Here is a 19,940-nt window from a genome sequence, read left to right as displayed (position 1 = left end):
ATGACCATGCATCGTGTTCTGATCTGGCTGCCTTTGCTGCTGCTGACCGGTTGCAGCCTTTTTACCGGTACCGACAATACGGATCCCCCCTCTGAGCTGGTTGAGCTGGAGCCGGAGCTGCGCATCGAAACCCTTTGGGATGAAGATTTTGAAGGGGGTGATGGGGCACAGCTCAAACTGCCGCCAGCCTACCAGACTGGGGTGATCTATCTTGCCGAGCCTTCCGGTGAAGTCTATGCCCTGGACGCCAAGACCGGTGATGAGCTCTGGTCGTTGGATACCGAGAGTCCGCTGAGTGGTGGTCCCGGTCTGGCAGAGGGTCTGCTGGCTGTGGGTACCATGGAAGCGGAATTGATCGTACTCGATAGCGAAACAGGAGAGTTGCGCTGGCGCAAACGGGTCGGTAGCGAAGTGTTGTCGGTGCCTGCCATCGGTGGTGGCTCCGTGGTCTGCAGAACCGGTGATGGCGGTGTTGCCGCTTTTGCCGCCGACAGTGGTGAGCCGCGTTGGCTCTACGATCGCAGCGTTCCTGTATTATCCCTGCGTGGTGACAGCTCTCCGATGATCAGTGATTCGCTGGTGGTCTCCGGATTTGCCGGTGGCAAGTTGATCGGTCTGACCCTGGATGCGGGACTGGTGGCCTGGGAGGCGTCGATCTCCACCCCCAAGGGGCGGACTGAACTGGAGCGGGTGGTCGATATCGATTCCGATCCGAAACTGGTGGAAGGGACAGCCTATGTGGCCGCCTTTCAGGGTGAGGTCGCCGCTGTCTCCGAATCGAGCGGTGTGGTGCTTTGGCGACGGGAGATCTCATCCCATGCGGGTCTGGATGCTTCCTGGCGACAACTGTTTGTGACCGATGACCAGGACCATATCTGGTCGCTGGATGCCACCAATGGCGCCACCCTGTGGCAACAAAAGGCGATGCATGCCCGACGTCTGACCGCACCGGCGATGGTGGGTGACTATCTGGTGGTTGGTGATCTGGACGGTTATGTCCATTGGCTCTCCCAGGAGGATGGACATCAGATGGCTCGGATCAAAGTGGGTAGCGATGAGATACGTTACCAGCCCCTGGTGATCGATGGCCTGGTCTATGTCCTGGATGAGGGGGGAACCCTGACCGTACTGAAGGCCCACCCCTTGAATGCCGAGAACCCCTGATGTTACCGGTGATCGCTCTGGTTGGACGCCCCAATGTGGGTAAGTCCACACTCTTCAACCGCTTGACCCGCAGTCGTGATGCGCTGGTTGCCGACCAGCCCGGATTGACCCGTGACCGCAAGTACGGCACCGGCAAGCTGGGCAAGCACCCCTATGTGGTGGTGGATACCGGTGGGATCAGCGGTGATCAGTTGGGTATAGATCAACTGATGGAACAGCAGGTGCATCAGGCGATTGGCGAAGCGGACCATATTCTGTTTCTGCTGGATGGCCGTGAGGGATGCACCGGCGGGGATGAGATCATCGCCCAGCAGCTGCGCAAGACCGGCAAGCCGGTCAGCGTCGCGGTGAACAAGAGCGAAGGGCTGGATGAGACCCTCGCCGCCAGCGATTTCTATCGTCTGGGACTGGGTGATCCAATTGCCATCGCCGCAGTTCATGGACGTGGTGTTCGAACCCTGATTGATGGCATTCTGAGCCAGTTTCCACCCGCGGAAGAGGCGGACGCCGATGAGGAGAAGGGGATACAGATTGCTGTGGTGGGCCGCCCCAACGTCGGCAAGTCAACCCTGGTCAATCGACTGTTGGGTGAAGAGCGGGTGGTGGCCTACGATCAGCCCGGTACCACCAGGGACAGCATCTATATTCCGATCACCCGCAATGACAAACGCTATACACTGATCGATACCGCCGGTGTGAGACGCCGAGCCCGGATCAAGGAAGCGATCGAAAAATTCAGCATCATCAAGACACTGCAATCGATGCAGGAGGCCAATGTGGTGCTGCTGGTACTGGATGCCCAGCAGGAGATCGGTGAGCAGGACGCCACCCTGGCCGGTCATGTGCTGGAGAGCGGCCGGGCATTGATTCTGGTGATCAACAAATGGGATGGCCTGTCACAGGATCAGCGGGAGTGGATCAAAGCCGAAATCGAACGCAAACTGCCGTTTCTGAGTTTTGCCCGGCATCACTATATCTCTGCCCTGCATGGTTCCGGTGTTGGCGATCTATTCGGCCTGGTGGATCAGGTCTACAAAAGCGCCATGCGGGATCTGGCCACCCCTGAGCTGACGCGGATTCTGGAAGCCCTGGTGGAAGAGCATCAACCACCGCTGGTCCACGGTCGGCGGATCAAGTTGCGCTATGCCCATCAGGGAGGCAAGAATCCACCGCTGATCGTGATTCATGGCAATCAGACAGAGCGGGTTCCGGACGGCTATAAACGCTATCTGATCTCCCGCTTCCGCTCGATTCTAAAACTGCGGGGTACCCCGGTACGCATTGAGTTCCGTTCCGGCGACAATCCCTTCCAGGGCAAGCAGAACAAACTCACCAAGCGCCAGATCCAGAAACGCCAACGACTGAAGAAGTTTGTTTCACGCAAGCGGTGAGGCGTCTAGGCATGACCCACTCCTCAGCCGAACAGGCACGAGTCACCACGCTGCTCAAGCAGGCCGGCATCGAGCGTCTGGCCCCGACCCAGCAGCAATTTATCGAACAACAGGCAAACCGTCACCGCTTCACCCAACAGGAGCTGAGGCAGCTGTGTGACATGGCTGCCGATCTGGCGATGTGGGGTGAGGGCGAGCTGGCGCAATACTGGACAGGGGATGTTCCTCTCGAACTGGCCCCCAAACAGCGGCGCAAGCTGTTGCTGGATCACCTGCGGGCAGCCTGGCAGGAGTTGCGCGAAAAGCCCAACCACTACCCGGCCATTCCACTGACGCCGGCACGGGCGGAGCAGCGGATCCGCCGGATCGAGGTTGAGAAGCAGAAACTGGGACTGGGGCCCTGTCCGGTGGCATCCCCCCGTACCCGTTGCTGCAATCTGCTGACCCTGGATGCGGTGGAGAACTGTGGCTTCGATTGCAGTTACTGCAGCATTCAGTCTTTCTATCATGGTGATGAAGTACGCTTCGACAGCCGCTTTCCGGAAAAACTGGCGCAACTGGAGATCGACCCGGATCGCTTCTATCACATCGGTACCGGACAATCCTCCGACTCCCTGATGTGGGGCAATCAGGGCGGCATACTCGATGCCCTGCTGGAGTTCGCCTGGCAGCACCCGAATGTGATTCTGGAGTTGAAGAGCAAATCGAAAAACATCCAGCATCTGCTGAAGCGGGATCTGCCAGGCAATCTCCTCTGCACCTGGTCACTCAATACCCCCACCCTGATCGCCCATGAAGAGCATCTGACCGCTTCCCTGGATGAGCGCCTGAAATGCGCACGACGGATAGCCGACCATGGTGCGCTGATCGGATTCCATCTCCACCCGATGATTCACTACGACAACTGGCGTGAGGAGTACGCCGCGCTCTTCCTGCGCCTGCTGGATGAGTTCACTGCCGAGGAGGTGGTGCTGCTCTCTCTGGGTACCCTCACCTATATCAAGCCGGTGATCAAAAAGCTGCGCGCGCGCAAAGGTTTTCAGAGCAAGATACTGCAGATGCCCTGGGTGGAGAGCGACGGCAAACTCTCCTATCCGAAGGCGATCAAGCAGGAGATGTTCTCATTTGCCTATCAGTCGTTGCAGCCCTGGCATAAGGATGTGTTTTTCTATCTGTGCATGGAAAACCACGATCTGTGGCAGCCGGTATTCGGGTATGAGTATCCCACCAACCAGGCCTTTGAAACGGCGATGAAGTCGGCCTATCTGGGGAAGATAAAACAACGGCAAAAAAGGAGTGAAGCGTGAGCCAGCAACTGATGGTCGGCTTGAGTTTTGTTCTCTATCTCCTGGTGGTACTGGGAATCGGCGTGGTTGCCTGGCGACGCACCCGCAATCTCTCCGACTTCGTGCTTGGTGGCCGGCGGCTGGGCAGCTGGGTTGCTGCACTGAGTGCCAGTGCCTCGGATATGAGCGGCTGGCTGCTGCTGGGCCTGCCCGGCTACGCCTATCTGGCCGGGCTCGAGGCGATCTGGATCGCACTCGGCCTGTTGTTGGGAACCTGGCTCAACTGGCGGCTGGTGGCCGCCCGGCTGCGCACCGCCTCCGAAGCGGCCGGCAATGCTCTGACCCTGCCGGAGTATCTCTCCAACCGGTTTGAGGATAACAGTGGATTGATCCGGGTGGTCTCTTCGATCTTTGTACTGCTGTTCTTTCTTTTCTACACCAGTTCCGGGTTGGTGGCGGGAGGCAAGCTGTTCGAAGCGGTGTTCGGACTGCCCTATATCTGGGCTGTGGCCAGTGGGGTGCTGGTGATCATTCTCTATACCGCATTCGGTGGCTTTCTTGCGGTCTCCTGGACCGATCTGTTCCAAGGCCTGCTGATGCTGTTGGCGCTGGTCGCCATCCCCCTGTTTGCCCTGCAGGGATTCGGTGGCGTTGAACCGATGAGCGACCTGATTGGGCAACAGAATCCGGCTCTGCTCGATCCGATGACCGACAGTAAGGGTGAGCCGCTGGGATGGATTGCGATCCTCTCACTGCTGGCCTGGGGCTTGGGTTATTTCGGCCAGCCCCATATCCTGGCCAGATTCAAAGCGATTCAGCAGGTCAGCTTCGTCCCCAGGGCCAGACAGATTGCCGTCAGCTGGGTATTTATCACTCTGGCCGCCGCCTGTCTGGTCGGTATGGCGGGTATCCCTATCTTCGAAACGCCCCTTGAGGATGCGGAAAAGGTCTTCATCCGGCTGGTCGATATGATGTTCCACCCGCTGCTGGCGGGGATCTGTCTGGCCGCCATACTGGCCGCCATCATGAGTACTGCGGATTCACAGCTGCTGGTCTCTTCCAGCACCTTTACCGGTGATCTCTATCGACTGATTCGAAAACAGGCCACAGAGAGGGAGTTGGTTGTGGTTGGACGCCTGGCTGTGGTTACCATTGCGCTGGTCGCTTTCCTGCTGGCCCTGGACAGAGAGAGCAAGGTGCTCGATCTGGTGGCCTATGCCTGGGCCGGATTCGGTGCCGCGTTCGGGCCCGCGGTACTGCTCTCGCTCTACTGGCGGGGTATGAACCGCTGGGGGGCGTTGGCCGGTATCATTACCGGTGGATTGACGGTGGTGGTGTGGAAGCCCATGTCGGGTGGTCTGTTCGATCTGTATGAGATCGTCCCCGGATTTGTCCTCTCACTGCTGATGATTCTGATCGTCAGTCGAACCACGGCTGTTCGTGACAGGGATTCCGCTTAGAGGCTGCTGTATGAACTCCAGGCAGGTTTGCAGGCAGCTCTGATCCCTGAGGATCTTCTTGTGTCCCAGGCCATTGGTGGTATGCAGTCTCGCCTGCCTGGCAACAGCAAGGAGGTTTTCAGCATGATGGTAGGGGACTTCGAGATCCTGCCTGTCATGCAACAGCAGAATCTCATGTTCGATGGTTTGAATGGTCTTCAGAGGTGACAGATCACGCCATTGCCAGGTTTTGCCAAGTAGCTTGGCATATCGGCGCTGGGCCTCATCCCGCATTGCGCCAATCACCCGTTGATTCATGGCAAACGCTTCGCCGAACTGATCGGTTACCCAATAGATATCATCAAAACAGCTGAACAGGATCAGTTTTTCAGCTTCTATCTGAAAACGGTTCATCGCCAGCAGGGCAATGCCCGACCCAAATGAGTGACCGATGACAGCCTTGAGGGGGCCCAGCGATCCGGCCAAGGCGACCAGGGTAGTGGTCACCTCCAGCATGTTGGTGCGTTTTCCACTCGACTGGCCGTGGGCCGGGGCATCGAAGGTAACCGCCTGGTAACCCGCCTCAACGATGATTTCGACCAGGGCATGGAAATGACTGCCCCGTCCCCCCCAGCCATGGCTGAACAGTATTGGTTCGCCTTCACCCCATCGATAGACTGCGATGCGCTGGCCGTTGATCTGCTGAAACTGATGATCACTGTTCTGCTCTGCAACGCTTTCCCGACGGCGTGCAGGAAACCTGGGTGGCGTCATGAACAGCCTCAGAGCCAGCTTCCCCGTCAGCATCGGCGCAACCCTGCCGAGGATCCCGAAAAATGTCCGCGCTGTGGCGAAAAAGAGCCGTACCCTGAGCGGGTATTTGTGGCTTTTGAACGGGTTGCCTGATCGATTGCGGTTCATTGCAGCGTTCGTCCCATCTGCCGAATTCCGGCCAGATGAAGTGAGCCGATGAGAAAACTGATGATTGAGGTGATGATCAGAAAGTCATCCACCTGCTCGGGTGAGAGCAACATCATCGGCAACAGACCGACACCCCGTAGCAGATAGATCAGGGTGATGATGATCAAAACCGGCTTCAGCCAAGGCAGGCGGCGCAATAATCCGGCGGCTGAAAAGGCATACAAGGCCCAACCGAAAAACACCAGGGCGATGCCCAGAGTGATCACGCCCGGATAGATTGAGCCTTGTCTGGAGAGCTCCACCATCGTCTCGCCTGCACCAAAAAAACGGTACCACTCGGTTCCACCGATGATGATGATCAGGTGCAGCAGGGACGTGGTCAGACTGCAGATACCTGCGATGATCAGTGCTTTATTTAGATTAACCATTGATGCTCCATGTTCACTTCGGCCTCCATGCGTTCGAATATCTGATAGAGACCGAATAGGGTGCGATCGAAATAGATGAATTCGTTGGCGATCGTGTCGATTTTCTTTATCTGGCTGAGTTTTGCGAAGATCTCCACTCCCTCTTTCATATAGGCGGAGTCACGCTTGGCAAAATTGAATCTGCCGGCTTTGAACGGTTTGGTTAGCCAATCGCCGAACGGTTTCAGCAACGCTTCATAAAAGTCCTGTTGCTGGCCGGCATCGAGACCTTCGACTACCATCCCCAGTTTTTTGTAATAGTGAAGAACAGCACTGGCATCCTGTTCCAGATAGGCGTTCAGCAGCTGTGGCATCAGTGCCACGAAATCCGCGGAAAAATGTCTTACGCAGCCGAAGTCGATCAGACCGAGAGTGCCATCCTCTGCAAACAGGTAGTTGCCGGGATTGGGATCGGCATGCAGCGCATTCAGGCCATAGAACGAGTTCACGAACAGGTCATAGAGGATCTGTGCAAAATGGTTTCGTTCCGCCTGGCTGGGATTGCAGGAGAGCCACTGATCCATATGCTCACCTACTAGGCGGGTGGTGGTGATGATGCGTTTGCTGGAGTAGTCACGGCGTACCTCGGGAATCCTGATCGGGGCGAGCTGTAGTGCCGAGCTGAACCACTCTGTATTGTCCGCTTCCTGATGATAATCGACCTCCTCATTAAGGCGCTGGCTGATCTCATCCAATGAGGAGAGCAACAAATCGGCATGGGCTGTCCGTTTGACCAGCATCCGCATGATCTGCAGATCACTGTCGATCGTGATATCGATTCCAGGGTACTGCAGTTTCACTGCCAGCTCTTCGCCCTCACGGCTCTTCGCCCGGTGGACCTGACCCAGGCTTGCTGCGGCAAAGGCCTGAGTGTCGAACTCGGTAAATATCTTCTCCGGCGCCCTGTTAAACTCCTGCAGAAACAGCTTTCTGATCAGCGGACGCCCCAAGGGTGTTACCTGGTGGCAGGACCAGGCGAGCTGTTTACGCATCGGCTCAGGTAGGTAGTGGCTGTCCATGCTCAACATCTGGGCCAGCTTGAGCGCTGTACCTCTGAGTTGGGAGAGGGCGTTGAAGAGAATCTCTGCTGTCTGTTGATCGAGCAGCGTTTTCTCCTCCATGCAGCTCTCACTGCTCATGAAAGGTCGGCGGGCGATATGGGAAAGATGTTTGCCACCAGCCTTGAGCACTGCACCACTGGCCAGGCGGGAGCGGGCCAACTTCCCTGTCGGTACCGATTTAGCCATCGTGGCTGGCCATGAACTGCCGCTTGGCTTTTTTCCAGGGGCGTGTGTAGTCACCGAAGCTGTTGAGGGTTCGGCTGATGTGGGTACGAAACAGAAAAGAGACCAGCTCCATGGTTTTACCGATCACACCGGTCTGCAGCACGATTGTGATCAGCTCGACACTCTGGTCAACCAGTCGGGTGGTGTTGGCAAAGCCTTCTGAGTCGTCACGCAACCAGTATGCTAGCACTGCAGTCGTATAGTCCCAGTAGAGGGGGGCCAGCAGGGATTGGTAGGGCTGTTCCGGTATCTCACCCGCCTCTACCGCATTGTTGATGATCTCATCCACCATCAGATTGAACAGCCGCCGGGTTTCTGCCAGGTTTACCAGGCTGGCGGCGGGTGAGTAGAAGGTCGTATCGAACACTTCCCCAAGAAACTCCCGGTCGGGCAGCCACAGGGTCAGCTCTGTTTCGATCAACTGATGCAGCTGCTCCTGGATGGTGTACTGGTCGAAGCCGTCGAGCTCACGCAGTGCCTGAGCCACTTCGTGCTGGCGGTTTTCACAGTAGCCATACAGCAGTTTTTCCTTGCTGGGAAAATAGTTGTAGATCGTAGCGTCACCCACTTCAGCGCGACGGGCGATTTCGCGCATGGAGGCGGCTTTAAAACCCCGTTCCGCAATCACTTCGGAAGCGGCAACCAGGATTTTGCTACGGGTGGCCGCCTTCTCCTGTTTGCTGATTTTCATGTCCACCTCTTAAAGTGAAAATACACTTTATTAAAATTAATATTAATGAGATTATAGTATAGTAATTATTTTTATCAAATCATGATAAGTTCTGATCTCCTGCTATTCTTAATACGTGTTGAAAAATCACTCATCTTTCTTCCACCGTGTGCGACAGATCACTGTGTGAAGATAAAAAATGGTGTGATATTGCTCTGACCCTTGTTTGATAGGGAAGGTCGAAGTTCTTAAAACAGTTAAACACAATGAACGTGTTGAAACGGGAGACAACATGGGAAGACGGGGAGAACACAGCAAGTCAGAAATCGAGAATATGGCACTCGTGGCAGCTGAAGAATTAATAGAAACCCAGGGCTACGAGGGACTATCAGCCCGCAAGGTTGCTTCTGCTATCGGCTATACAGTCGGAAGCCTCTATTTCGTATTCAAAAATCTTGATGAACTGGTGCAGAGGGTCAACGGGAGAACTCTGGATCAGCTCTATATGGTGCTCAGTGAGCGGTTGACCGAATGTCGGCATCCACAGGATTGCCTCTATACATTGGGATCAGCCTATCTCGACTTTGCTTCAAAGCACGCCCATCGCTGGCGCATGGTGTTCGAACACCAACCGCAGACAGAAGGATTGCTGATGGAGATTCATGAAGACAAGCTGGATCGTCTTTATGAACTGGTTGAGCGTCAAATTGCCGCACTGACCATGAATAAAATGCCACAAAATGAGATCGCACTGGCTGCCAGAGCGATCTGGAACGGCATACATGGTATCGCCATCATGCGCACCACCAACCAGCTCCAGGTTTCTGGGCAGGGTTCCGTAGCGTCACTGGTTGAACATCTGATAGAGCGCTATCTGGCCGGTCTCAATGCACTTCAGTCAACGGATAGAGCGATTCCGCATCAAGAAGTCATCTGATCCGGCCCGAAGCGGATAGGAAGACTCTCAGCGGCTCAATCCGTGAGATCAGGACACGCCTTCAGTCTACTGAAGGCGTGTGATTTGCTGTGCATCAGTCAAAACCCAGGAAAATGCTTGGTATCTTGTCTTGATTTTCGTGTAGAATCCCCCGCCATGAAGTTTTCAGTAATATTGACGGGCCAAACCCATGTGTCCGCTTGCAGGAGTAACTGACGATGTCTGAATTGACACAAGATGCTGTGAAAGAGGCAATCAAAGGCTATATCGAGCCGAATCTGGAAAAGGATTTGGTAACAGCCAAGGCGGTAAAGGCTGTGGAACTGGATGGTGGCAGCGTCAAAGTCGCCATTGAGTTGGGATTTCCAGCCAATGGTTGTCATAGTGATATTGAGTCGGCGGTCACTGAGCAGGTCAAAACAGTCTCCGGTGTGGAATCGGTTGAGGTTTCCATTACTACCAAGATCGTGGCCCATTCGGTGCAAAAGGCACTGAAACCGATCGACAACATCAAGAACATCATTGCCGTCGCTTCCGGTAAAGGGGGCGTCGGAAAATCCACCACGGCGGTCAACATCGCCCTTGCCCTGGCGGAAGAGGGAGCCAAGGTCGGGGTTCTGGATGCCGATATCTACGGTCCCTCACAGCCTCGTATGCTGGGCATCAACGGCAAGCCCGATTCCAAAGACGGCAAGAGCCTCGAGCCGATGGAAGGTTACGGTCTGCAGGCGATGTCGATCGGTTTTCTGATTGATGAAGAGACGCCGATGATCTGGCGTGGCCCGATGGTCACTCAGGCTTTGGAACAGCTGCTCAATGACACCAACTGGGACAGTCTGGACTATCTGGTCGTGGATCTGCCGCCGGGTACCGGTGATACCCAGTTGACTCTGGCGCAGAAGGTGCCGGTCTCCGGAGCGGTGATCGTCACCACACCTCAGGACATCGCCCTGCTGGATGCCCGCAAAGGCCTCAAGATGTTCGAAAAGGTTGAGGTGCCTGTATTGGGTATCGTTGAGAACATGAGTACCCATATCTGCTCCAAGTGTGGTCATGAAGAGCACATCTTCGGTCAGGGTGGCGGCTCCTCCATGGCTAATCAGTACCATGTGGATCTGCTTGGCGCCCTGCCTCTGGATATCCGCATCCGGGAAGAGACCGACGGTGGTAAACCGACCGTGGTTGCCGAGCCGGAGGCGCGCATCTCTCAGATCTATCGGGAGATCGCCCGTAAGACAGCCGCCAAGCTCTCCTTGCAGGCCAAGGACTATGCGGCGAAATTCCCCAACATTGTGATTCAGAACAACTGATCTGGATCGATCCGGAAACCCTCCCCCCTATCCATCGGTAGTGGGGAGGGTTGGCGTCTCTTCCGCGTTCATTGGCGGACCTTAGAATCTTCCGATTAGCATTGAGGGCAAGGGCCCGAATCCGGTTCTACTCGAGTGGTGCCGGTGTGCCGCATGCCTGCTGCCACTGATTGATGATGGTGCAGAACAGCCTGGCCGTCTGTTCGGTGTCGTAGATGGCTGAATGGGCCTGGGCGCTGTCCCAATCCAGTCCCGCCGCTTTGGCGGCTTTGGCCAGCACGGTCTGGCCATAGGCCATGCCGGCCAGTGAGACGGTGTCGAAGGTGCTGAATGGGTGAAAGGGGTTTCGCTTGATGCCACAGCGTGCCACCGCGGCATTGAGAAAGCCGAGATCGAAAAAGGCGTTGTGTCCCACCAGAATGGCTCTTTTGCAGCCGCTTGCCTTGATCGCTTTACGAATCGGTGCAAACAGCTGCTTCAATCCGTCGGACTCCGTGAGGGCTTCACGGAATGGGTGGTCAGGGTCAATGCCATTGAACTCCAAGGCTTTTGGGTCGATATTCGCCCCTTCGAATGGAGCAATATGGTGGGCAAAGGTCTCCGCAGGATGGAGCAATCCCTGCTCGTCCATGGCCAGGGTGGTGGCCGCGATCTCCAGCAGGGCATCCTTGCTGGCATCGAAACCGCCGGTCTCTACGTCGACGACAACCGGCAGATAGCCCCTGAAGCGATGTGCAATCGCACTGTTATAAATCGTGTCACTCATCCGGCCAAGGATAAAGAAAACAGAATTCTATTTCGAGATTATTTAGTTTTTTTTTCTTTAGGGTTTACAATCCCCCTGGCAACTGGTGTTGTGTGTGGTCTGCACCAGATCTTAATTCTCAATTGGGCCGTTCGTCGTGATAAAAAGGATTCCTGCGATAATATTGATTCTGCTGTTCCTTTCGGGGTGTTCCAGCTTCCAGAGCCGGCATCCGGCAGATCCACTTGAGTCGTTCAACAGAAAATCGGATCAGTTCAATCAGGACTTCGATCGGGCCGTGGCCAAACCGGTTGCCCAGGGTTATCGCTATGTGACCCCTTCGGTGATCGATCTTGGGGTTACCAATTTTTTCAGAAATCTGGCCGACATCCCGTCTGCGGCGAACAACCTGTTGCAACTGAAACCTGGACGGGCCCTGTCGGATCTCGGACGTGTCTGCATCAACTCCACGCTGGGGATTTTCGGTCTGTTCGATGTGGCCAGTGATATGGGGATTCCCAGTTACAAGGAGGATATGGGGCAGACTCTGGGTTATTGGGGAATGGGCGATACACCCTATATCGTGGTTCCGTTCCTCGGGCCGTCCACCTTACGGGATCTGTTGGGTAGGGTTGGGGATACACTGATAAACCCGATCAGCTACCCCTCCCAGTCAGCCTATTTGGCCTTGAGTACACTGCAACTTGTGGATATCCGGGCCGATTTGTTGGAAGCCGGCAATGTACTCGATGAGGCGGCCGTCGACCGCTACGCCTTTCTGCGGGAGTTCTATCTGCAGCAGCGGCAGACAGCGATCAAAGACGGCCCGAATCATATGGACGATGACGAGTTGTTCGACGAAAGCCTGTTTGACGATGAAGCGCAGTTCAACGAAAACGCTGAGTAACCGAATCAGCCACCCTGCTCGGTGATCAGTTGCCAATGGACTGTCTGACCGGCCTTTAAAGGCACAACCATGTCCTTGCCGAATCGATAGCTCTCCGCTACCTGCCAGTCACGTTTCTGCAGTGTGATCCGCTCGGTGTTACGCGGCATGCCGTAGAAGTCGGGGCCATGGTGGCTGGCAAACCCCTCCAGTTTATCCAGAGCATTTTCAGCTTCAAAGATCTCCGTATAGAGTTCGATGGCGGCATGGGCGGTATAACAACCTGCGCATCCGCAGGCACACTCCTTGGCATGCTGTGGATGTGGCGCACTGTCGGTCCCGAGAAAGAATCGGGAGTTGCCACTGGTCGCGGCTTCGATCAATGCCTCCTGATGAGTCTCCCGTTTGAGGATGGGCAGACAGTAGTAGTGGGGTCTGATGCCGCCGGCCAGCATATGGTTCCTGTTGTACATCAGGTGTTGCACCGTAATCGTCGCCCCGATGGGGCCATTGCTCTCGCGCACAAAGTCAACGGCATCGCGGGTGGTTACATGCTCGAAGACGATGGCCAGCTCTGGAAACTCCTGTCTCAGCTTGGTCATGTGGCGATCGATGAATACCCGTTCACGATCGAAGATGTCGATCTCAGGTTCGGTCACCTCGGCATGCACCAGAAGCGGCATCGATTCCCGCTGCATGGTCTCCAGCACCGGATAGAGTTTGCGGATGTCGGTGACACCCGCATCGGAATTGGTGGTGGCACCTGCCGGATAGAGTTTGATGCCATGGACAAAGCCGCTCTGTTTTGCCCGGATCACCTCGTCCGAGGTAAGGAGGTCTGTCATATAAAGTGTCATCAGCGGGGTGAATCCGCTGTTCTCGGGCAGGGCGTCCAGAATCCGCTGACGATAGTCTGCCGCCAGTTGGGTGTTGGCTACCGGAGGTTTCAGGTTCGGCATGACGATCGCTCTGGCGAAACGTTCGGCGGTGTGGGCAACCACGGAGGTCATCGCCTCGTCATCGCGTAAATGGAGGTGCCAGTCATCAGGTTTCGTCAGGGTGATCTTCATGTTGTGCCGTCGCTGGATTACTTAATCGCATTCACCATTGTCGCATAGTCGTAGGGGATCATAAATCGAGGTGTGAACGGAGACGGTAACCGATGAATTGGCTTGTCGGCTGGGATAATCATCGATGCGACTCTTGCCTCATGCTGAACCGAGAGTGGGGGAATGAGTTTCCTAAGCGATGTTTCCTTAGGTTTTTGCTATTTGAAACAATTTAACAATTGAAATTTGTTATTTGTTAATTTAAGTAATTTCTAATATTCTATACCTCGAAAGCTGCGCAGTATCTGCTTTCTTAACAAAATTCGAAGACGACATTCTATCTTGAGGAGAGTGAAATGAAAAAGACTGTTCAAGCTGCTGCCGCTGCTGCACTTATCGTTGCTTCCGCTTCTGCATCTGCATGGTGGGGTGGCCCTGGTTACAACCGTGGATGGGGTAACGATGGTTGGGGCGACGGCTGGGGTGATGGCTCCGGTGACTTCAGTTTCGGAATGAGTGGTAGTGCACGTGGTTCTGGTTATGGTCGTGGCAACAACTACTACCGTGGATACAACGGCTATGGTCCTTACGGCTATGGCGCACCTTACGGTTACGGTTATGCCCCTTATGGCTATCCTGCACCTGCAGCTCCTGCTGCACCTGCAGCGCCTGCCGCTCCTGCTAAATAAGCAGTTTATATAAAAGGATCCATTTGCACAGGGATGTGCCTAGATAGACATGCGTAGTTTTCAAAACACAGATTTTTTGGGTACTTTACAATGAAAAAGATTTCAATCATTGCCGCTGCGATTGCCTTGGCAGCCAGCTCCGCAACTGTTAACGCCTGGTGGGGTGACAGCTGGAGTGACGACTTTTTTGGTGATGGCTTCGGCGCCGGAGACTTCGACTTCTCATTCAACATGCGTGCACGTGGTAACGGCTACGGCCGTGGTTATGGCCGTGGTTACGGTTATGATCATCCTTACTACTATGGTTACGCACCTCACTATGCACCCGCTCTGACCGAAGAGCAGCAGAGTGCCATGGCTGAGCAGCAGAAAGCATTTGCTGAACAGCAGAAAGCTTTCGCCGAGCAGCAGCAGAAAGCATTCGAGCAGGCTGTCGCCGCACAGCGTCAGTACGCTGAGCAGTTCAGTAACTCTGATCCTTTCGCCGCTATGGAAGCTGACATGAAAGCCAGACAGGAGCAGCAGGAAGCTTACCGCAAAGAGATGATGGCCCGTTTTGAGCAGACCGCTCCGAAGCGTCCTGAAATGCCGGAAGCTGTTGCCAAGCGTATGGAAGAGTCCAAAGCCCGTCGCGACGAAATCGTTAAAGAGATGGAAGCCCGTCGTGCTGAAGCAATGAAGCAGATGGAAGAGCGTCGTAAGGTTGCCATGGAGCGCAAGCCTTTCGAAATGCCTTCGATCGAAGCTCGCAAAGAGATCTGATTTAACTAAGATCCATTGCAGAAAAGGCGCATCCAGAGCAATCTGGATGCGCCTTTTTTTATGTTTTCAGGGTATTTTCCAGGGTGTTTCTTTTAGCTTCAACAAAATTCAGCATAAATCCTAATTCAATTGTAAAAACAGTGGATTAGGTCATCAAAAATTACTATCAGATAACGCTGAAATCCTTCTCATCTTGTTGTATATTACCGAGATCAATCCAAATTATTGGTAATCCAAATAGTTTTCATTCTAACTCTGACGGTTTTACCCGGCAGAGGTGAATGGAGTTGCATCAGCTTAATCCCTGACGCCAAACCGAACAGCTAGAGAATAACAATGCCAAGTAGACCCGATATCGACCCCATTGAGACACAGGAGTGGCTGGACGCCCTGGAGGCCGTACTCGAGAATGAGGGGGTGGAGCGTGCCCATTTTTTGATCGAACGCCTGGTTGACAAGGCCCGTCGCTCCGGCGCTTATCTGCCATTCAGCGCCAACACCGCCTATGTCAATACCATCCCGGTAACCAAACAGCAGCGATTTCCGGGCGACCGGGCGATGGAGCGTCGTATTCGCTCCTTCATTCGCTGGAATGCGATGGCGATGGTGGTACAGGCAAACCGAATCTCCACCGAACTTGGTGGTCATATCTCGAGTTTTGCCTCCGGCGCGACCCTGTTCGATGTGGGCTTCAACCATTTTTTTCATGCCCCGACCAAAGAGCGGGATGGGGATCTGATCTTTTTCCAGGGCCATTCCGCACCAGGTGTCTATGCCAGGGCCTACCTGGAGGGAAGACTGAGTGAAGAGCAGCTCTATAGCTTCCGTCAGGAGGTGGATGGCCATGGGCTCTCCTCCTATCCTCACCCCTGGCTGATGCCGGGATTCTGGCAATTCCCCACCGTTTCCATGGGGCTTGGTCCACTGATGGCGATCTATCAGGCCCGCTTCATGCGCTATCTGCATGATCGGGGAATGGTCAACACGGAACAGCGTAAGGTGTGGGCCTTCTGTGGGGATGGCGAGATGGATGAACCGGAAGCATTGGGTGCGATTTCCCTGGCGGGCAGAGAGCGTCTCGACAATCTTGTCTTTGTTATCAACTGTAACCTGCAGCGACTGGATGGTCCGGTGCGCGGTAACGGCAAGATCATTCAGGAGCTGGAAGGGGTCTTCCGGGGTGCCGGCTGGAATGTGCTCAAGGTCATCTGGGGCGGCTACTGGGATCCGCTTTTTGCCCGGGACAAAAACGGTATCCTGGTGAAACGCATGGAAGAGTGTGTGGATGGTGATTACCAGGCCTATAAGGCGAAAGGTGGCGCCTACACCCGTGAACACTTTTTCGGTAAATATCCCGAGCTGGATGAGATGGTCGCGAATATGACCGACGAGGACATCTGGCGCCTCAATCGTGGTGGGCATGATCCCCATAAGGTGTTCGCCGCCTATGCCGAAGCGACCGCCCACAAAGGTCAGCCAACCGTGATTCTGGCGAAAACCGTGAAAGGTTACGGTATGGGTGTGGCCGGTGAAGGGCAGAACATCACTCATTCACAGAAGAAGATGGGTGAAGCGGCGCTGAAGGCCTTCAGGGATCGTTTCAACATTCCGATTTCCGATGATCAGATCGGTGCGGCGCCTTTCTATAAGCCTCCGGCAGACAGTCCGGAGATGAAATACATGCATGAGCAACGTAGCAAGCTGGGAGGCTTTCTACCTCAGCGGCGCACCAAGGTTGAAGCCATGACAGTGCCTCCGCTGGAGAGTTTCAAAGCGCTGCTTGAGGGTAGTAGTGATCGGGAGCAATCCACCACCATGGCCTTTGTTCGACTGTTGAATATGCTGATACGGGATAAACAGCTTGGAAAGCAGATCGTACCGATTGTTCCTGACGAGGCCCGGACATTCGGTATGGAGGGTATGTTCAGGCAGTTGGGTATCTACTCATCGGTAGGGCAGCTCTACGAGCCGGTGGATGCGGACCAGGTGATGTTCTATCGGGAGGATAAGAAAGGCCAGATTCTGCAGGAGGGTATCAATGAGGCGGGCGCCATGTCCTCCTGGATTGCGGCCGCTACCTCCTATAGCAACCACGGGGTCAGCATGATCCCCTTCTATATCTACTACTCCATGTTCGGCTTCCAGCGTATTGGCGATCTGGCCTGGGCGGCCGGTGACATGCAGGCACGCGGATTCCTGATCGGCGGCACCGCAGGCAGAACAACCCTGGCTGGTGAGGGATTGCAGCACCAGGATGGCCATAGCCATCTGGTGGCGGCGACCATTCCCAACTGTGTCTCCTATGATCCGGCATTTGCCTATGAACTGACGGTGATCGTGCTGGATGGCATGCGGCGCATGTATCAGCAGCAGGAAAATGTTTTCTACTACATCACCGTGATGAATGAGAATTATCTCCAGCCGGCCATGCCCGAGGGTGTGGAAGAGGGCATTGTGCAGGGTATGTACCTGCTGAAAAAGGGCGGTAAGCAGAAAAAGCGTGTGCAACTGCTGGGCAGTGGCACGATTCTTCGTGAAGTGATCGCCGCCGCCGAGCTGCTGGAAAAAGATTTCAATGTCACCGCGGATATCTGGAGTGTAACCAGCTTCAACGAACTGCGCCGGGAGGGTCTGGACGTTGAGCGCTGGAATACCCTCCACCCGGAAGAGGATCAACGACAGAGCTATGTGGCCCGGCAACTTACCGGTCAACAGGGTCCGGTGATTGCGGCAACAGACTATATCCGCAGCTATGCCGATCAAATTCGTCCTTTTGTGCCCGGCGCTTACAGTGTGTTGGGCACCGACGGTTATGGTCGCAGTGACATGCGAAGTCAGTTAAGGAAGTTCTTTGAAGTCAATCGCTACTATGTGGCACTTGCCGCCTTGAAGTCATTGGCAGATCAGGGTGATCTGAAAGATGAAGTGGTCACTCAGGCGATCAAGAAATATAAAATCGATCCGGATAAGCCCAACCCCTGCACTGTATAGATGGTTGGTTATTAACTTGTGCGGCATGTCCGGACGTTAAGAAACAGAGTGCCGGAATGGCAATAAAGAGGATGAGACGTGGGTAAAACGACAGATGTACTGTTACCTGATATTGGTGATTTCGAATCGGTGGAAGTCATTGAGATCCTGGTTTCTGAAGGTGACGAAGTCTCCGTTGAAGAGTCTCTGCTGACCCTGGAAAGCGATAAAGCCACCATGGAGATCCCCTCTCCACATGGCGGGAAGGTCAAGCAGTTGAAGGTTAAAGTTGGGGACCGGATCAGTGAGGGGGATGTGATCCTTACAATCGAAGCGGTTGAAAGTGAATCGGCTGCTGCGGATGAGTCGGCAGCCGGATCCGCTCCGGCACCTGCAGCCGAAGAGGTGGAGACCGTACAGGCGCCTGCGCCGACACCAAATGAAGAGGCTGGCGATGATCTGGCGGCAGGTCGTCGCCCGGGGGATAAAGAGGCTCGCATCCCACCGGTGCCGGAGAGTCCGATAATCAGCGGCGAACCACACAAACCCCATGCCAGCCCTTCAGTCAGACGCCTTGCCCGTGAGTTGGGGGTGGACCTCTCTCTGGTGAAAGGTCATGGTCCCAAACAGCGGATATTGAAAGAGGATGTACAGAATTTCGTCAAACAATCGTTACGCCGGGGTGAAGCGAGTGGCTCTGGTCGTGGCAGTTTTGAAATGCCGAGTGGACCGGATGTGGACTACAGCCGCTTTGGTGAGGTTGAATCCAAGCCAATGGGGCGGATCAAGAAGATCAGTGCCGCCCATCTGCACCGCTGCTGGCTGACCGTACCCCATGTAACCCAGTTTGATGAGGCGGATATCACTGAACTGGAGGCCTTTCGAAAGGCACAGAAAGCGGTCGCAGAGCAGCGGGATGTTCGACTCACGCTGATGCCGTTCCTGATGAAGTCGGTTGCCGCCGCGCTGGCGGAGATGCCGGCGTTCAATGCCTCCCTGGATAGTGACGCCGAAGCGCTGATCTATCGACACTACGTCAATATCGGTGTGGCGGTGGATACGCCCAATGGTCTGGTTGTGCCGGTAATCCGTGACGTGGACAAGAAAAGTGTCTTCGAACTGGCGGCGGAACTGATGGCTGTCAGCGAGCGGGCCAGAGCCGGCAAGCTGGCACCGGCAGATCTGCAGGGAGGCTGCTTCTCAATCTCAAGCCTGGGCGGTATTGGTGGGACGGCCTTTACCCCGATCGTGAATGCGCCGGAGGTGGCGATTCTTGGCGTCTCACGCAGCAGCATGCAGCCGGTATGGGATGGGGCGAACTTCCAACCCCGGCTGATGCTACCCCTCTCCCTCTCCTATGATCATCGGGTGATTGACGGTGCAGAAGGTGTCAGATTTACCCGACTGCTTGCATCGTTGCTGGAGGATATTCGCCGCTTGCTGCTGTAGTGGTCGATGAGGTCTGTTTCTATCACAAAGCAGATCCGGGGAATTTATAAATTAAAGTCTGAATCCTTATGCAAATTAATAAGTTGTGGCTTGTTGTATGGTTGCATGACAACAACTAAACTTTAGTTATTAGAGTTTCCTTTCGAACGGATTCTCATCAGCTCAGTTGCAGGCACAATCAGCCGTACTCCGCAGATACAGTTGTGATTTAGGGGCAGGGATGCAACCTGTGCCTCTTCAACTCGTGGAATCTCCAATTTTCTGACGGAAAGCAATTCCTTAGGCTTTAAAGTAATTTCAGGCTTGTCCGATAAAGGATTAAAGGTTGGCTTGAACTTGGATTGGAATAAACAAATACGTATCGAATCTGAATCAAAGGCTGTTGTCGTGGTGCAGCAGTTGGCTGGTTTAGGTTCGGTGTCTGGCTGATATGCATAAGACGCTGTTATTACTGATATTCTTTCTTTCTTATGTGCCATATCTTTGGGCTGATGAGATAAAGAATGAGCCCATCCGACC

At 54.7% G+C, this 19,940-nt stretch carries 18 protein-coding genes; 11 read left to right on the top strand and 7 right to left on the bottom strand.

From position 1 onward, the window contains the following. The first annotated feature begins 6 nt into the window (after window positions 1-6). From bamB to putP, 4 genes are read left to right on the top strand one after another with little or no spacing between them, the layout of a single operon-like run. Complete coding sequence (bamB, locus tag A3193_RS11655) at window positions 7-1,164, top strand: outer membrane protein assembly factor BamB (protein ID WP_235614987.1); 1,158 nt, start codon at window positions 7-9, stop codon at window positions 1,162-1,164. Beyond that, window positions 1,164-2,555, top strand: a complete 1,392-nt coding sequence (gene der / locus A3193_RS11650) for a ribosome biogenesis GTPase Der (protein ID WP_069014928.1) — start codon at window positions 1,164-1,166, stop codon at window positions 2,553-2,555. Before bamB ends, der begins: the two co-directional genes overlap by 1 nt. Before the next feature lie 11 nt (window positions 2,556-2,566). Next, complete coding sequence (locus tag A3193_RS11645) at window positions 2,567-3,862, top strand: SPL family radical SAM protein (RefSeq protein ID WP_139117061.1); 1,296 nt, start codon at window positions 2,567-2,569, stop codon at window positions 3,860-3,862. An 11-nt stretch (window positions 3,863-3,873) separates the two neighbouring features. After that, window positions 3,874-5,301, top strand: coding sequence for a sodium/proline symporter PutP (gene putP, locus A3193_RS11640; protein WP_069006340.1), 1,428 nt, complete (start codon window positions 3,874-3,876; stop codon window positions 5,299-5,301). On the opposite strand, the gene A3193_RS11635 is transcribed toward putP, so the two are convergent. From A3193_RS11635 to A3193_RS11620, 4 genes are read right to left on the bottom strand one after another with little or no spacing between them, the layout of a single operon-like run. Beyond that, window positions 5,239-6,201 (bottom strand): alpha/beta fold hydrolase, encoded by a 963-nt coding sequence (locus A3193_RS11635; RefSeq protein ID WP_069014926.1) that lies wholly within the window; start codon window positions 6,199-6,201, stop codon window positions 5,239-5,241. The genes putP and A3193_RS11635 overlap by 63 nt on opposite strands. After that, window positions 6,198-6,629 (bottom strand): hypothetical protein, encoded by a 432-nt coding sequence (locus A3193_RS11630; protein WP_069014924.1) that lies wholly within the window; start codon window positions 6,627-6,629, stop codon window positions 6,198-6,200. The genes A3193_RS11635 and A3193_RS11630 overlap by 4 nt, the downstream gene beginning before the upstream one ends. After that, window positions 6,617-7,915 carry an ABC1 kinase family protein gene (locus A3193_RS11625; protein ID WP_069014922.1) on the bottom strand — a complete coding sequence of 433 codons (1,299 nt, stop codon included), beginning with the start codon at window positions 7,913-7,915 and terminating at the stop codon, window positions 6,617-6,619. Before A3193_RS11625 ends, A3193_RS11630 begins: the two co-directional genes overlap by 13 nt. Next, complete coding sequence (locus tag A3193_RS11620; RefSeq protein WP_069014920.1) at window positions 7,908-8,645, bottom strand: TetR/AcrR family transcriptional regulator; 738 nt, start codon at window positions 8,643-8,645, stop codon at window positions 7,908-7,910. Before A3193_RS11620 ends, A3193_RS11625 begins: the two co-directional genes overlap by 8 nt. A 271-nt stretch (window positions 8,646-8,916) precedes the next feature. On the opposite strand from A3193_RS11620, the gene A3193_RS11615 reads away from it, so the two are divergent. Both A3193_RS11615 and apbC read left to right on the top strand, forming a co-directional pair. Then, entirely contained in the window at window positions 8,917-9,561 is a 645-nt protein-coding gene (locus A3193_RS11615; protein WP_069014918.1) for a TetR/AcrR family transcriptional regulator, read from the top strand. A 218-nt stretch (window positions 9,562-9,779) separates the two neighbouring features. Then, the gene (apbC, locus tag A3193_RS11610; RefSeq protein ID WP_069006261.1) at window positions 9,780-10,871 is read left to right on the top strand and encodes an iron-sulfur cluster carrier protein ApbC; all 1,092 of its coding nucleotides are present in this window, start codon (window positions 9,780-9,782) and stop codon (window positions 10,869-10,871) included. A 127-nt stretch (window positions 10,872-10,998) separates the two neighbouring features. On the opposite strand, the gene rnt is transcribed toward apbC, so the two are convergent. After that, complete coding sequence (gene rnt / locus A3193_RS11605; protein ID WP_069006260.1) at window positions 10,999-11,637, bottom strand: ribonuclease T; 639 nt, start codon at window positions 11,635-11,637, stop codon at window positions 10,999-11,001. A gap of 163 nt (window positions 11,638-11,800) precedes the next feature. On the opposite strand from rnt, the gene A3193_RS11600 reads away from it, so the two are divergent. Next, window positions 11,801-12,523, top strand: a complete 723-nt coding sequence (locus A3193_RS11600; RefSeq protein WP_235614986.1) for an MlaA family lipoprotein — start codon at window positions 11,801-11,803, stop codon at window positions 12,521-12,523. Between the two features lie 5 nt (window positions 12,524-12,528). On the opposite strand, the gene pyrC is transcribed toward A3193_RS11600, so the two are convergent. Further along, the gene (gene pyrC / locus A3193_RS11595; protein ID WP_069006258.1) at window positions 12,529-13,572 is read right to left on the bottom strand and encodes a dihydroorotase; all 1,044 of its coding nucleotides are present in this window, start codon (window positions 13,570-13,572) and stop codon (window positions 12,529-12,531) included. A 335-nt stretch (window positions 13,573-13,907) separates the two neighbouring features. Here pyrC and A3193_RS11590 point away from each other — a divergent pair, with 335 nt between their 5' ends. From A3193_RS11590 to aceF, 4 genes are all read left to right on the top strand, one after another. Then, entirely contained in the window at window positions 13,908-14,240 is a 333-nt protein-coding gene (locus A3193_RS11590) for a sulfur globule family protein (RefSeq protein ID WP_069006257.1), read from the top strand. Window positions 14,241-14,330: 90 nt separating this feature from the next. After that, a complete protein-coding gene (locus A3193_RS20905; protein ID WP_069006256.1) occupies window positions 14,331-15,002 on the top strand; it encodes a sulfur globule family protein in 672 nt (223 codons plus the stop codon). 336 nt (window positions 15,003-15,338) lie between these two features. Continuing rightward, window positions 15,339-17,993, top strand: coding sequence for a pyruvate dehydrogenase (acetyl-transferring), homodimeric type (gene aceE / locus A3193_RS11580; protein WP_069006255.1), 2,655 nt, complete (start codon window positions 15,339-15,341; stop codon window positions 17,991-17,993). Window positions 17,994-18,071: 78 nt separating this feature from the next. Further along, window positions 18,072-19,421 carry a dihydrolipoyllysine-residue acetyltransferase gene (gene aceF / locus A3193_RS11575; protein ID WP_069014916.1) on the top strand — a complete coding sequence of 450 codons (1,350 nt, stop codon included), beginning with the start codon at window positions 18,072-18,074 and terminating at the stop codon, window positions 19,419-19,421. Between the two features lie 122 nt (window positions 19,422-19,543). Here aceF and A3193_RS20650 read toward each other — a convergent pair whose 3' ends face one another. Further along, window positions 19,544-19,900 (bottom strand): hypothetical protein, encoded by a 357-nt coding sequence (locus A3193_RS20650; RefSeq protein WP_162272404.1) that lies wholly within the window; start codon window positions 19,898-19,900, stop codon window positions 19,544-19,546. Window positions 19,901-19,940: the final 40 nt, after the last annotated feature.

Source organism: Candidatus Thiodiazotropha endoloripes (genome assembly GCF_001708965.1).
Lineage (GTDB): Bacteria > Pseudomonadota > Gammaproteobacteria > Chromatiales > Chromatiaceae > Thiodiazotropha > Thiodiazotropha endoloripes.
This window is presented reverse-complemented; position numbering and strand designations above follow the sequence as displayed.